This is a genomic window from Serratia nematodiphila DZ0503SBS1, from assembly GCF_000738675.1.
In the GTDB taxonomy this organism is placed as follows: Bacteria; Pseudomonadota; Gammaproteobacteria; order Enterobacterales; family Enterobacteriaceae; genus Serratia; species Serratia nematodiphila.
In genome coordinates this window covers 392,595-405,498 of record NZ_JPUX01000002.1, presented here as the reverse complement: position 1 = coordinate 405,498, position 12,904 = coordinate 392,595, and the positions used below count along the sequence as shown (strand labels likewise).

10 protein-coding genes and 6 tRNA genes are annotated in these 12,904 nt (G+C 59.8%); 1 reads left to right on the top strand and 15 read right to left on the bottom strand.

Going from position 1 to position 12,904, the window contains the following annotated elements:
- Positions 1-103: 103 nt before the first annotated feature.
- The 6 genes from lnt to miaB all read right to left on the bottom strand — a co-directional run bounded on the left by lnt (position 104) and on the right by miaB (position 6,242).
- Positions 104-1,633, bottom strand: coding sequence for an apolipoprotein N-acyltransferase (lnt, locus tag JL05_RS22560; RefSeq protein ID WP_015376946.1), 1,530 nt, complete (start codon positions 1,631-1,633; stop codon positions 104-106).
- A gap of 7 nt (positions 1,634-1,640) precedes the next feature.
- Complete coding sequence (corC, locus tag JL05_RS22555) at positions 1,641-2,519, bottom strand: CNNM family magnesium/cobalt transport protein CorC (RefSeq protein ID WP_004939973.1); 879 nt, start codon at positions 2,517-2,519, stop codon at positions 1,641-1,643.
- Between the two features lie 85 nt (positions 2,520-2,604).
- On the bottom strand, positions 2,605-3,078 hold the full coding sequence (gene ybeY, locus JL05_RS22550; protein WP_004939970.1) for an rRNA maturation RNase YbeY: 474 nt from the start codon (positions 3,076-3,078) through the stop codon (positions 2,605-2,607).
- Complete coding sequence (locus JL05_RS22545; RefSeq protein WP_004939969.1) at positions 3,075-4,130, bottom strand: PhoH family protein; 1,056 nt, start codon at positions 4,128-4,130, stop codon at positions 3,075-3,077. The genes ybeY and JL05_RS22545 overlap by 4 nt, the downstream gene beginning before the upstream one ends.
- Before the next feature lie 234 nt (positions 4,131-4,364).
- A complete protein-coding gene (locus tag JL05_RS22540) occupies positions 4,365-4,700 on the bottom strand; it encodes a zinc ribbon domain-containing protein YjdM (protein ID WP_004939967.1) in 336 nt (111 codons plus the stop codon).
- A gap of 117 nt (positions 4,701-4,817) precedes the next feature.
- Positions 4,818-6,242, bottom strand: a complete 1,425-nt coding sequence (gene miaB / locus JL05_RS22535) for a tRNA (N6-isopentenyl adenosine(37)-C2)-methylthiotransferase MiaB (RefSeq protein ID WP_033633929.1) — start codon at positions 6,240-6,242, stop codon at positions 4,818-4,820.
- 197 nt (positions 6,243-6,439) lie between these two features.
- On the opposite strand from miaB, the gene ubiF reads away from it, so the two are divergent.
- A complete protein-coding gene (gene ubiF / locus JL05_RS22530; protein ID WP_033633927.1) occupies positions 6,440-7,621 on the top strand; it encodes a 3-demethoxyubiquinol 3-hydroxylase in 1,182 nt (393 codons plus the stop codon).
- An 87-nt stretch (positions 7,622-7,708) separates the two neighbouring features.
- On the opposite strand, the gene JL05_RS22525 is transcribed toward ubiF, so the two are convergent.
- From JL05_RS22525 to JL05_RS22485, 9 genes are all read right to left on the bottom strand, one after another.
- A tRNA-Gln gene (locus tag JL05_RS22525) sits at positions 7,709-7,783 on the bottom strand.
- A 4-nt stretch (positions 7,784-7,787) separates the two neighbouring features.
- Positions 7,788-7,864, bottom strand: a tRNA-Met gene (locus JL05_RS22520).
- A 41-nt stretch (positions 7,865-7,905) separates the two neighbouring features.
- Positions 7,906-7,980, bottom strand: a tRNA-Gln gene (locus JL05_RS22515).
- A 44-nt stretch (positions 7,981-8,024) separates the two neighbouring features.
- Positions 8,025-8,099: transfer RNA gene (locus tag JL05_RS22510), tRNA-Gln, on the bottom strand.
- Between the two features lie 30 nt (positions 8,100-8,129).
- Positions 8,130-8,214, bottom strand: a tRNA-Leu gene (locus JL05_RS22505).
- A 16-nt stretch (positions 8,215-8,230) separates the two neighbouring features.
- A tRNA-Met gene (locus JL05_RS22500) sits at positions 8,231-8,307 on the bottom strand.
- A gap of 219 nt (positions 8,308-8,526) precedes the next feature.
- Complete coding sequence (gene asnB, locus JL05_RS22495; protein ID WP_004939961.1) at positions 8,527-10,191, bottom strand: asparagine synthase B; 1,665 nt, start codon at positions 10,189-10,191, stop codon at positions 8,527-8,529.
- A 284-nt stretch (positions 10,192-10,475) separates the two neighbouring features.
- On the bottom strand, positions 10,476-11,918 hold the full coding sequence (chiC, locus tag JL05_RS22490; protein WP_033633926.1) for a chitinase ChiC: 1,443 nt from the start codon (positions 11,916-11,918) through the stop codon (positions 10,476-10,478).
- Positions 11,919-12,108: 190 nt separating this feature from the next.
- Positions 12,109-12,861, bottom strand: coding sequence for an HAD-IIA family hydrolase (locus JL05_RS22485; RefSeq protein WP_004939957.1), 753 nt, complete (start codon positions 12,859-12,861; stop codon positions 12,109-12,111).
- Positions 12,862-12,904: the final 43 nt, after the last annotated feature.

Genomic DNA, 12,904 nt, shown 5'->3' with positions numbered 1-12,904 from the left:
AGCAAGGAGTGTGCCAGCCGCGTTGATTTAACGACGTTTTCTGACTGAGGCGGGGATATTGACGGGAACGCGGGGCGCGGCGGGCGCGCCCCGGCGAAGAGGATTATTTGCGGCGCAAGCCCAACATCAGCGCCCAGCCGCCCAGCAGCAGGGTAATCACCCACAGCGGTGTGGCGCCGAAGCGCGCATAAGGCGTGACGCCGGTGGTCGGCGTGACCTTCACTTCGAGCACCTGGCGGGTAAACTGCGGGATCTCGGCGATCACCTCGCCGTTTGCATCCACCGCGGCGGTGACGCCGTTATTGGTGCTGCGCAGCAGCGGCCGGCCGAGCTCCAGCGCCCGCATGCGCGCCATCTGGAAGTGCTGCCACGGGCCGATGGAGTGGCCGAACCAGGCGTCGTTGGAGATGGTCAGCAGGAAGTTGGTGTCCGGGCGGAAGTTATCGCGCACCTGCTGGCCCAGCACGATCTCGTAACAGATGGCCGCCGTCAGGTTGTAGCCGCGTACGCTGAGCTGCGGCTGCACGTAGTCGCCGCGGCTGAAACCGGACATCGGCAGATTGAAGAACGGCGCGATAGGGCGCAACAGTTCACCCAGCGGCACGAATTCGCCGAACGGCACCAGGTGATGCTTGTTGTAGCGATCTTTGGCCGGGTAGCTGTACGGCGTCGGTTCGCCCAGCACGATGGCGCTGTTGTATTCCTGCACGCCTTGTGGGGTGGCGCGCGCATCGACGATGCCGGTGATCAGGCTGCTGTTCTTCGCCCGCATCAGGTCATCCATCATGGTCAGGAAGCCGTTCTGACGCGGCTCGAAGTCAGGGATGGCGGACTCTGGCCAGATGATGATCGGCGCCTTGCCCATGTAAGGGCGGGTTTCGTCCAGATAGGTTTGCAGCGTGCTGAGCAGGATGCTCGGATCCCACTTCATTGACTGGGGAATGTTGCCTTGCACCATGGCGACGTTCACCGCTTTCTCCGGCTGCGGGGTAAACCACTGCAGCTGGCGCAGCGGCCACGGCAACAGCAGCAGCGCGGCGGCGATCACGGCTGCCGACAGGCGCCGTTGATTGACGGCGTACACCAGCAGGCCGGCGATGGCCATCAGCACAAAGGTGATGGCGTCAACACCCAGCAGCGGCGCGATGCCTTTCAGCGGGCCGTTGATCTGGCTGTAGCCGAACTGCAGCCACGGGAAGCCGGTCAGCACCCAGCCGCGCAGGAATTCGGTCACCTGCCACAGCGCCGGCGCGGCGATGGCCAGCCGCCACCAACTGGTGGCCGGCCACAGGCGCGTCAGCAGCCCGGCGAACAGCCCGGTGTACAGCGACAGGTAAGCGGCGAGCAGTACCACCAGGAAGACGTTGACGGCGAACGGCATGCCGCCGAAATCGGCGATGCTGACATACACCCAGTTGATGCCGCTGCCGAACAGCCCGAAGCCCCAGACAAAGCCGAGCAGGGCGGACTGTTTGGTGGTGCGATTGAGGGTAACGGCCAGCAGGCCGAACAGGGAGACGATGGCCGCGGGCCAGAAGTCGTAGGGCGAGAACGCCAGCGTCCCGCCGGCACCTGACAACAGCGCCAGCAGGGCGCGAACCCGCTGGCGTTCAAGTAATGAGGCTTTAGCCATGTTGGATTTAATCTTCCAGTTTCGGTGGTGGAGAATCGTCCGGAATTTTTACATGAACCTGGATGATACGTCGACTGTCGGCCATGGCAACTTTAAATAGGTAACCTTCGATTTCAATGGTTTCCCCGCGCGCCGGCAGGTGGCCGAAGGCCTGCATCACCAGACCGCCGATGGTATCGACCTCGTCATCGCTGAAGTGGGTGCCGAAGGCTTCGTTGAAGTCTTCGATCGGGGCCAGCGCGCGCACGGTGTACATGTGGCGGCTGAGCTGGCGGATATCCAGATCGTCTTCGTCGTCATATTCGTCTTCGATCTCGCCGACGATCAGTTCCAGGATATCTTCGATGGTGACCAGGCCGGACACGCCGCCGAATTCGTCAATGACAATCGCCATGTGATAGCGCTGGGAGCGGAATTCTTTCAGCATCCGGTCGACGCGCTTGCTTTCCGGCACCACCACCGCGGTGCGAAGCACCTTGTCGATGCTGAACGGCTCGGAATCTGCGCGCATGAACGGCAGCAGATCCTTGGCCATCAGGATGCCTTCGATGTGATCTTTGTCTTCGCTGATCACCGGGAAACGCGAGTGGGCGGAGTCGATAATCACGTCCAGGCACTCTTCCAGCGTCTGGTTGCGCTTGAGCGTCACCATCTGGGAGCGGGGGATCATGATGTCGCGCACGCGCTGTTCGGCGATATCCATCACCCCTTCCAGCATGTCGCGGGTATCGGGATCGATCAGGTCGTTTTGTTCGGAATCGCGGATCAGCTCGACCAGATCGCCACGGTTTTTGGGCTCGCCGTGGAACAACTGGTTAAGGATAAGAGTAAAGAACCCCTTCTTGGGACTGGGGCTGTCATTGCTTTGTGAATGGTCGTCGCTCATGGCGTTTTCGTTACTGTCACTCATGTCAGAGTTAAGGGGCGTCAGCGACAGCCCCGCAGAGGGGCTGTAGGGTAAACGGCTGACGTCAGACGGGGTCTTTTTCCGCCAGGTACGGATCAGGATAGCCCAGTCCGTGCATGATTTCGGTTTCCAAAGACTCCATTTCTTCGGCTTCATCGTCTTCGATGTGGTCATACCCTAGCAGATGGAGGCTGCCGTGGACAACCATATGCGCCCAGTGGGCCTCCAGCGCCTTGCCTTGCTCAATCGCTTCCTGTTCAACCACCTGGCGGCAGATGATCAGATCGCCGAGCAGCGGCAGCTCGATGCCCGGCGGGGCTTCGAACGGGAAAGAGAGCACGTTGGTCGGCTTGTCTTTGCCGCGGTAGGTCAGGTTCAGCTCGTGGCTTTCCGCTTCGTCCACCAGACGCACGGTCACCTCGGCCTCTTCCTGAAATTGCGGCAGCACGCCTTCCAGCCAGCGCTGGAAGGTGGCCTCGTCCGGCAGGCCGTCGCTGCTTTCACAGGCAATCTGCAAATCCAAAATCACCTGGCTCATGGTGTCTCCTGCTCGGAGGCGGCGAGCGCCTCGCGCTTACGTTGTTCGGCAATCGCGTCTTTGCGTTTCTGTTCGGCCGCTTCCCAGGCCTCATAGGCGATGACCACGCGGGCCACCACCGGGTGGCGCACCACGTCTTCGCTGTGGAAGAAGTTGAAGCTCAGCTCTTCCACGTCCGACAGCACTTCCACCGCGTGGCGCAGGCCGGATTTCTGGTTGCGCGGTAGGTCGATCTGGGTGACGTCGCCGGTGATGACCGCCTTCGAGTTGAAACCGATGCGCGTCAGGAACATCTTCATCTGTTCGATGGTGGTGTTCTGGCTCTCATCCAGAATGATAAAGGCGTCGTTCAGCGTGCGGCCGCGCATATAGGCCAGCGGCGCGACTTCGATCACGTTGCGCTCGATGAGCTTCTCCACGCGCTCGAAGCCCAGCATTTCGAACAGGGCGTCGTACAGCGGGCGCAGATAAGGATCGACCTTCTGGCTCAGATCGCCCGGCAGGAAGCCCAGCTTTTCGCCGGCTTCGACCGCGGGACGGGTCAGCAGAATGCGGCGAATTTCCTGGCGTTCCAGCGCATCCACCGCGGCGGCGACCGCCAGGTAGGTTTTGCCGGTGCCCGCCGGGCCGATGCCGAAGGTGATGTCGTGATCGAGAATGTTGGCGATGTATTGCGCCTGGTTAGGCGTGCGCGGTTTCACCATGCCGCGCTTGGTTTTAATGGTGACCGCCTTGCCGTAATCCGGCACGCTGTCGGCGACCTGTTCCAGCACCCGGCTCTCTTTGATCGCCAGATGGATTTGCTCCGGATCGATATCCGGGATCACGCCGCGAATCGGCGCGGTATCCACGTAAAGATGGCGCAGGATATCGGCGGCGGCGACCACGCACAGGTTCTTGCCGACCAGCTTGAAACGGTTGTCGCGGCGATTGATTTCGATGCCCAATCGGCGCTCGAGTTGCTTGATGTTGTCATCAAACGGGCCGCACAGGCTGAGCAAACGCTGGTTGTCTGCGGGCTCTAACAAAATTTCTTGTGTTGCGACGTTCAAACTATTCCTCTAGGTCACATCGGGCCTGGTTGATGTCACATAGCGCGTCCGGGACGCGCGCGTTCAGGGCGAGCCTGAATACTCTCTTTCTTGAATTATTCATGGTGCGCCGCAACGGCGCAAGTTTACCGCTGATCTATCTGTGCGCCGTCGGCGGAATTCAAGGGAAGACAAGGAAAAAACGCGGCGGGGCGCAAAGCCCGCCGCGTCATCACAGGACAAGACCGCCGGGAATCAGTTCTTTTTCACGAATTCGGACTTCAGTTTCATCGGGCCGAAACCGTCGATTTTGCAGTCGATGTTGTGATCGCCTTCCACCAGACGAATGTTTTTCACCTTGGTGCCGATTTTCAGCATCGAGGAACTGCCTTTGACCTTCAGGTCCTTGATCACGGTGACCGCGTCGCCGTCCGCCAGCAGGTTGCCGTTGGCGTCTTTGACGATCAGCGCGTCCTGATCTTCCGCCGGGGCGCTGTCGCTCCACTCATGGGCGCACTCAGGGCAGATGAACAGGGCATTGTCCTGGTAGGTGTATTCGGAGTTGCACTTCGGGCAGTGTGGGAGTTGCATGTTATGTCGCCTCTTCAACAAAAAAAAATAAAAAAGAACATCACCGAGCGCGGGCGCCCGGCGGAGAAACGGTAAGGAGTAGCGCGAACGGGCGGCGATAAGGCGGCCGCCGCGGCGTCAGGGCTGGTAAATGCCGACGCCCAGCGCGTTTTCTTTGCGGGTACGGGCGATCACCGACTGCGGGGATTCATGTACGCGCAGATCCATCTGCTGTTCGGTGCGCACCACTGCGCCACGCAGGGTGTTGGTCAGCACCTCGGTAATTTCCACGTCGACAAACTGGCCGATCATGTCAGGCGTGCCTTCGAAGTTTACCACACGGTTGCACTCCGTGCGCCCGGCCAGTTCCATTACGCTTTTGCGCGAGGTGCCTTCCACCAGAATGCGCTGGACGGTGCCGAGCATGCGGCGGCTGAACTGCAGCGCCTGCTGGTTGATGCGATCCTGCAGAATGTATAGCCGCTGCTTTTTCTCTTCTTCGCTGACGTCGTCAACCATGTCCGCCGCCGGGGTGCCCGGGCGCGACGAATAGATGAAGCTGAAGCTGACGTCGAAGTTGACGTCGGCGATCAGGTTCATGGTCTGTTCGAAGTCGGCCTGGCTCTCGCCCGGGAAACCGACGATGAAATCGGAGCTGAGCTGAATGTTCGGGCGCGCCTTGCGCAGCTTGCGGATAATCGCCTTGTACTCCAGCGCGGTGTGGGCGCGTTTCATCATGGTCAGGATGCGATCCGAACCGCTCTGCACCGGCAGATGCAGGAAGCTGACCAGTTCCGGCGTGTCTTCGTACACCGCGATGATATCGTCGGTGAACTCGATAGGGTGGCTGGTGGTGAAGCGAATGCGATCGATGCCGTCGATGGCCGCCACCAGGCGCAGCAGTTCGGCGAACGAGCAGATATCGCCGTCATGCGTGGCGCCGCGGTAAGCGTTGACGTTTTGGCCGAGCAGGTTGACCTCGCGCACGCCCTGCGCCGCCAGCTGGGCGATTTCGAACAGCACGTCGTCGCTCGGGCGGCTCACTTCTTCACCGCGGGTGTAAGGCACCACGCAGAAAGTGCAGTATTTGTTGCAGCCTTCCATGATCGACACGAACGCGGTCGGGCCTTCGGCGCGCGGTTCCGGCAGACGGTCGAATTTTTCGATCTCCGGGAAGCTGATGTCGACCACCGGGCTGCGGGTGCCCTGGACGTGGTTGATCATTTCCGGCAGGCGGTGCAGGGTCTGCGGGCCGAATACCACGTCGACGCAGGGCGCGCGGCTGCGGATCAGTTCACCTTCTTGCGAGGCCACGCAACCGCCGACCCCGATGATGACAGACGGGTTCTTTTCTTTCAGCAAGCGCCAGCGCCCCAGCATGGCGAAAACTTTCTCCTGCGCTTTTTCGCGGATCGAGCAGGTGTTAAGCAACAGCACGTCCGCTTCTTCGGCGTTTTCGGTCCACTCGAAGCCGTGCGTGCTGTTCAACAGGTCGGCCATTTTCGATGAATCGTACTCATTCATCTGGCAGCCCCAGGTTTTGATATGTAGTTTTTTCGTCATTGACTTGCCATTACTCAGTGCGGAGCGAAAGTTGCGTTACGCGACATGCAGGGCGCGTATTGTAATCATTTGCCGCCGTTGTGACCAGCGCGGGGGAAAATGGCACGCAACCTGAAGCCGAAGCGAAAATCCGGTACACTGCGCAAAACGCCATGCCGGGTGGGATGGCGAGCATTCACACAGAAAACATAGCCAATATGAAGACATCTCAAAATCGGTATGACGCGGTGGTGGTGGGCGGCGGCATGGTCGGCGCGGCGGCGGCCCTCGGGCTGGCGCAGGCGGGCTGGTCGGTGGCGTTGCTGGAACATCAGGCGCCGCAGGCGTTCGAGGCGCAAAGCCCGCCGGATCTGCGCATTTCCGCTATCGGCTGCACCTCGGTGGGGCTGCTGAAACAGCTTGGCGCCTGGTCCGCAGTGACGGCGATGCGCACGGCGCCGTATCGCCGGCTGGAGACCTGGGAATGGGCATCGTCGCGGGTAGCGTTCGACGCGGTGTCACTGGGGCTGCCGGAGCTGGGCTTTATGGTGGAAAACCGCATTCTGCAGCTGGCGCTGTGGCAGCAGTTCGCGCAGTGCGCCAATCTGACGTTGCTGTGCCCCGCCAGGCTGCAATCGCTGCAGCGGGCGGACAAGGCCTGGCAGTTGACGCTGGACAGCGGTGAAACGCTGCAGGCGCGGCTGGTTATCGGCGCCGATGGCGCCAACTCGCAGGTGCGCAAGCTGGCGGCGATCGGCACCAACGGCTGGCAGTATCGTCAGGCGTGCATGCTGATCACCGTCGATACCGGCGCGCCGCAGCAGGATGTGACCTGGCAGCGCTTCTTCCCGTCCGGGCCGCGCGCCTTCCTGCCGCTGTACGACAGCTGGGCATCGCTGGTGTGGTATGACAGCCCGCAGCGCATTCGCCAACTGCAGGCGATGCCGCCGGCGCAGCTGGAGCGCGAGATCGCCGCCGCTTTTCCAGCGCGGCTGGGCCCGGTCAAGGTGCACGCCGCCGGATCGTTCCCGTTGACGCGGCGTCATGCGCAGCGCTACGTGCTGCCGGGGTTGGCGCTGCTGGGGGATGCGGCGCATACCATCAACCCGCTGGCCGGACAGGGCGTCAATCTGGGATATCGCGACGTGGATGCCTTGCTGAGCGTGTTGAGCGAGGCGCGGGAGCAGGGAGAGGACTGGAGCAGCGAGGCGGTGCTGCTGCGCTATCAACGCCGCCGCCGTACCGACAATCTGCTGATGCAGAGCGGGATGGATCTATTTTATACCGCCTTCAGCAATAATCTGGCTCCGCTGAACGTGGCGCGCAATCTGGCGCTGATGGCCGCGCAGCGGGCGGGCAAGTTGAAAGAACATGCGTTGAAGTACGCCTTAGGATTGTAACCGACAGGGCTCAGCTGCGGCTGGGCCTATTAAGGATGGCAGAACGCCAGACAGCAAAAAGCCCGCCGAAGCGGGCTTTTCTAAATATGGCTGGGGTGCCAGGATTCGAACCTGGGTATGCTGGTATCAGAAACCAGAGCCTTACCGCTTGGCGACACCCCAATTATGGTGGCTACGACGGGATTTGAACCTGTGACCCCATCATTATGAGTGATGTGCTCTAACCAGCTGAGCTACGTAGCCGATGTTACTTTTTACTTCTTTGATTTGCAAGCAGTTTGTTATGGCTGGGGTACCTGGATTCGAACCAGGGAATGCCGGTATCAAAAACCGGTGCCTTACCGCTTGGCGATACCCCACCTGCAAACAAATCTTATGTTGAAACCCCGTTCCCGAAAGAATATGGCTGGGGTACCTGGATTCGAACCAGGGAATGCCGGTATCAAAAACCGGTGCCTTACCGCTTGGCGATACCCCATCAACATACTGCGCCGACGATGAAGAGAAATGGTGCGGGAGGCGAGACTTGAACTCGCACACCTTGCGGCGCCAGAACCTAAATCTGGTGCGTCTACCAATTTCGCCACTCCCGCAAATGCAAAAAAGAGATGGTGGCTACGACGGGATTCGAACCTGTGACCCCATCATTATGAGTGATGTGCTCTAACCAGCTGAGCTACGTAGCCCTCTTTTTTTGCTTTGCCTTCATCGGCGTTGCGGGGCGCATTATGCGTATATGACCGATTTGCGTCAACAAGTTTTTTCCCGAAAAAGCGCCCGGAAGCGCCGTTTGTCTGGGTTGTGAACATTATGGCGATAAAATCGGCAATTCAGGCAGTTGGCGGGCGGAAAAGGCAACAAAAAGGCGGGCCAAGAGGCCCGCCCCAAGGGAAAACGCCGCGCGATTATTTATAGGCGGCCTGGTGCACGCCGACGGCGCGGCCGGAAGGATCGTCCATCTTCTTGAACGATTCGTCCCATTCGATGGCCTTGGCGGACGAGCAGGCGACGGACGGGCCGCCCGGCACGCATTCGGCGGCGCTCGGCAGCGGGAACAGCTCCTCGAAGATTTCGCGGTACAGGTAGCCTTCTTTCGAGGTCGGCGTGTTGTACGGGAAGCGGAAACGCGCGGTTTCGAGCTGTTGATCGCTGATTTGCTGCGCAGCCACCTCTTTTAGCGTGTCGATCCAGCTGTAGCCGACGCCGTCGGAGAACTGCTCTTTCTGGCGCCAGGCCACGCTGGCCGGCAAATAGGACTCGAAACATTCGCGAACGATGTGTTTTTCCATTTTGCCGTTGCCGCACATTTTATCTTTCGGGTTGATGCGCATCGCCACGTCGAGGAATTTCTTGTCCAGGAACGGCACGCGGGCTTCGACGCCCCAGGCGGACATCGCCTTGTTGGCGCGCGCGCAGTCGAACATGTGCAGCGCCAGCAGTTTGCGTACGGTCTCTTCGTGGAATTCGCGGGCGTCCGGCGCCTTATGGAAGTACAGGTAGCCGCCGAACACTTCGTCCGCGCCTTCGCCGGAAAGCACCATCTTGATGCCCATCGCCTTGATTTTGCGCGACATCAGGTACATCGGCGTCGAGGCGCGAATGGTGGTGACGTCGTAGGTTTCGATGTGATAAATCACGTCGCGGATGGCGTCCAGGCCTTCCTGTACGGTGAAGTGGATTTCATGGTGCACGGTGCCCAGATGGTTGGCCACCTCTTGCGCGGCGCGCAGATCCGGCGAGCCCTCCAGGCCGACGGCGAAGGAGTGCAGCTGTGGCCACCAGGCCTCGCTGCGTTCCTGATCTTCCACGCGGCGCGCGGCGTACTTCTTGGTGATCGCCGAAATGACCGAGGAATCCAGCCCGCCCGACAGCAGCACGCCGTAAGGCACGTCGGACATCAGGTGGCTTTTCACCGACTCTTCCAGCGCGGTGCGCAGGGCGGCGGCGTCGGTCACGTTGTCCTTGACGCTGTCGTAATCGAACCAGTCGCGGCGATAATATTCACGAATCTCACCGTCCTGGCTCCACAGGTAGCTGCCGGCCGGGAATTCCTTGATCGTGCGGCACACCGGCACCAGCGCTTTCATTTCCGAGGCGACGTACAGGTTGCCGTGCTCGTCGTGGCCCATGTACAGCGGAATGATGCCCAGGTGATCGCGGCCGATCAGGTAGGCGTCTTTTTCGGTGTCATACAGGGCGAAGGCGAACATGCCTTGCAGATCGTCGAGGAAGTCCGGGCCTTTCTCCTGGTACAGCGCCAGGATCACTTCACAGTCGGAACCGGTCTGGAACGCGTAGCGGTCGCTCAGCTGTTGGCGCAGCGCCTGATGGTTGTAAATTTCGCCGTTGACCGCCAGAACGTGGGTGTGCGCAGCGTTGTACAGCGGTTGAGCGCCATTGTTGACGTCGACGATCGACAGGCGTTCGTGAGCCAGAATGGCTTTGTCGCTGGCGTAAACGCCGGACCAATCCGGGCCGCGGTGGCGCATCAGACGTGACAGCTCCAGCGCTTTCTTACGCAGTTCAACGGGATCGGACTTCAGATCGAGCACACCGAAAATAGAACACATACAACTCTCCTAACGGGCTTTTATGACTGTGATGTTGTTTTTTACTGTTATGGGCAGCATTGCCGATTTATCAGCGATAACCCGGTTTTGCTGCGCTGTGGTTATGAAAATGCGCCAAAAGCTGCGGGAGATGCAAGCGTTTTAGCCATGCGTTGAGAAATAGTTGTTTGCTTAGGTGTGGTTTTTAACGGATGTTCAGTTATCGACGCGAAAAATTATCGATTATGCAATTTTTAGCGTGATGGAGGGATTGCCGGCCAGTTTGACCGGCAATCGATTAGCGATTAGGCGATGAGCTGCCACAGGGTGAAGGCGGCGTCCGGCGTCCAGCCGGCGTTGGAGGTGTGCGCCTGGATACAGGTATATTTCTTGCCTTTATAGCTCACCACGTCGCCAGCCTTGTAACTGTGGTTGTTCTGCCACTCGGGCGCCCCCGGATCGGGCGGCGTGCCGTCGTTGGCGGTTTTGACCGCCAGCGCGCTGCTCGGCAGCGAGGTATTGCCCTGGCTGTCGGTAGCGGTAACGAAGTAGCTGTACTGGGTCGCCGGCGTCAGACCGCCGTCGGCCAGCGACAGACCGGCGGTTTGGCCGATCGGGTTGCCGTTGCGGTAGACGGTGTAACTGGCGATCGGTGAGGCGCCGGTGGCGGCGGCCCAGCTCAGTTTCAGCGAGGTGGCGCCCAGCTCGGCGACCGTCAGCGCCGTCGGCGCATTAGGCTTTCCCGGCGGTGGGGTGACGCCGCCCTGAATCAGCGGCGCATAGCGGGTTTTGAACTCCCAATTGTAGGCGACGCCGGCTTTGCTCTTGCCGTTGTCCCAGTTGATTGACCAGGTCATCAGGCCCTTGATCGACAGGTTTTTGGCGTCGAGACGCGAGAAAGCGTTATACACCGCCTGTTTGTCGATCACGTAGCCAGTGGCGGCGGCATCGTTGTTGCTTGGCAGGCCGATGACGAATTTCGCCGCCGGGATCTTCGCATAGCCGCGGGTGCCGGTGACCAGGCTTTCCGTCAGATAGTAGAGGAAGTCCTCTTTCATGGCGTCGTTATTCTGCGTGATCCAGGCGTTGAGTTCATCCACCCAAATACCGTCGCCGCCCTGATTGTAATATTGCGGCGCGATAAAGTCGTAATAGCCTTCTAGGGCATTAATATAATCCAGGTAGGTGCCGTTGGTGCGTAAATACGGGAATTCCGGCGCCATGCTGATAATAAAGTTTTTTCCCTGCGCGGCGTAATGGTCTTTTACTTTTTTCAATGCCGCAGGCAAGACGGTTTTATTATTGGCTGCACCGATCGCCGCCTGTTCCAGATCGATATCCAGGCCGTCGAAGCCATAGACTTCCACCAGGCGAATAATCTCGTCTTTCAGCTTGTCTTCATCGCCGGTCTTTAGCTCGATATGCGCGTCTGCGCCGCCGAGGGAGATCAGCACCGCGCGGCCCTGGCTGTTCAGCACGCCCACCTGGCGGCGGAACTCGGCGTCGGACAGGTTGTAAGGCTTGAAGGTCGGGATGCCCTGGCCTTTCATAAAGGCGACGGCCACCACGTTGTATTCGGCGGGAATGTCGGTCAGGTTCATCGTGGCGAACTGCCCTTGCTGGTAGCCGTCACTGGCGCCGGCGGCCCAGTTGTGCCAGAAACCCATCAGGATCTTTTTATTGGCGATAGACGGCATAATGGCCGCGTCATCGGCGGCGACGGCATTAATAATGTTATTGGTGCTCATGGTAGCCTCATTAATTAGGGGTAAGAGTTTTCCGCTCGCCGGCAATATCAGCTATTGGCGGGGCGTAAATTTATAATGAGGATTTTTAGCGCAGGCAGGCTGAAACCTTTTGTGGCCATGAACGAATTAAATTCAAACTGACGCTGAGGGAGAAGGAAATAATGGCGGCCGGGCGGCCGCCATGGCCGCATCAGAAGATGGTGATATCGGCGACGGAAGGGTAGACGTAGCTCGGACGGAACGGCATGGTTTCGATGTCGCTCAGCGTGGAGACGCCGGACAGCACCAGCACGGTTTCCAGGCCGGCCTGGAAGCCCGCCAGAATGTCGGTGCGCAGGTTGTCGCCGACGATCACCGTCTCTTCCGAGTGCGCCTGCATTTTGTTCAGTGCGGCGCGAATGATCCACGGGCTGGGCTTGCCGACATAAAACGGCTTGCGGCCGGTGATCTTCTCGATGGGCGCGCACAGGGCGCCGCAGGCCGGCGAGAAGCCGTGGCCGTGGCTATCCGGATTGGTCGCGATAAAGCGCGCGCCGTTACTGACGAAGTAGGCGGCTTTGTGCATCATGTCCCAGTTGTAAGAGCGAGTTTCACCGACGATCACAAAATCCGGGTTGATGTCGGTGATGGTGAAACCGGCTTTGTACAGCTCATGGATCAGCGCGCCTTCGCCGACCACATAGGCTTTTTTGCCTTCCTGACGGCGCAGGAAGTCGGCGGTGGCCATCGCCGAGGTATAGAACGCGCTCTCCGGCACTTCCAGCCCGGCGGCGGCGAAGCGGTTCGCCAAATCCTGTGCGGTCTGTGACGGGTAGTTGGTCAGCACCACCAGCGGCATGCCTTGTTCCTGGATGCGCGCCAGGAACAGATCGGCGCCGGGCACCGGCGTATTGTCATGCAGCAGCACGCCGTCGATATCGCATATAACGTTTTTGATTTTCATTTGTCGCTGTTTCTCATGATTACGGCAGGCAAGAAGTGACGAT

Excerpts from the sequence above, each read along its gene's own strand:
- lnt (WP_015376946.1), bottom strand. The coding sequence starts at position 1,633 with ATGGCTAAAGCCTCATTACTTGAACGCCAGCGGGTTCGCGCCCTGCTG.
- corC (WP_004939973.1), bottom strand. The coding sequence starts at position 2,519 with ATGAGCGACGACCATTCACAAAGCAATGACAGCCCCAGTCCCAAGAAG.
- ybeY (WP_004939970.1), bottom strand. The coding sequence starts at position 3,078 with ATGAGCCAGGTGATTTTGGATTTGCAGATTGCCTGTGAAAGCAGCGAC.
- JL05_RS22540 (WP_004939967.1), bottom strand. The coding sequence starts at position 4,700 with ATGCAACTCCCACACTGCCCGAAGTGCAACTCCGAATACACCTACCAG.
- miaB (WP_033633929.1), bottom strand. The coding sequence starts at position 6,242 with ATGACGAAAAAACTACATATCAAAACCTGGGGCTGCCAGATGAATGAG.
- ubiF (WP_033633927.1), top strand. The coding sequence starts at position 6,440 with ATGAAGACATCTCAAAATCGGTATGACGCGGTGGTGGTGGGCGGCGGC.
- asnB (WP_004939961.1), bottom strand. The coding sequence starts at position 10,191 with ATGTGTTCTATTTTCGGTGTGCTCGATCTGAAGTCCGATCCCGTTGAA.
- chiC (WP_033633926.1), bottom strand. The coding sequence starts at position 11,918 with ATGAGCACCAATAACATTATTAATGCCGTCGCCGCCGATGACGCGGCC.
- JL05_RS22485 (WP_004939957.1), bottom strand. The coding sequence starts at position 12,861 with ATGAAAATCAAAAACGTTATATGCGATATCGACGGCGTGCTGCTGCAT.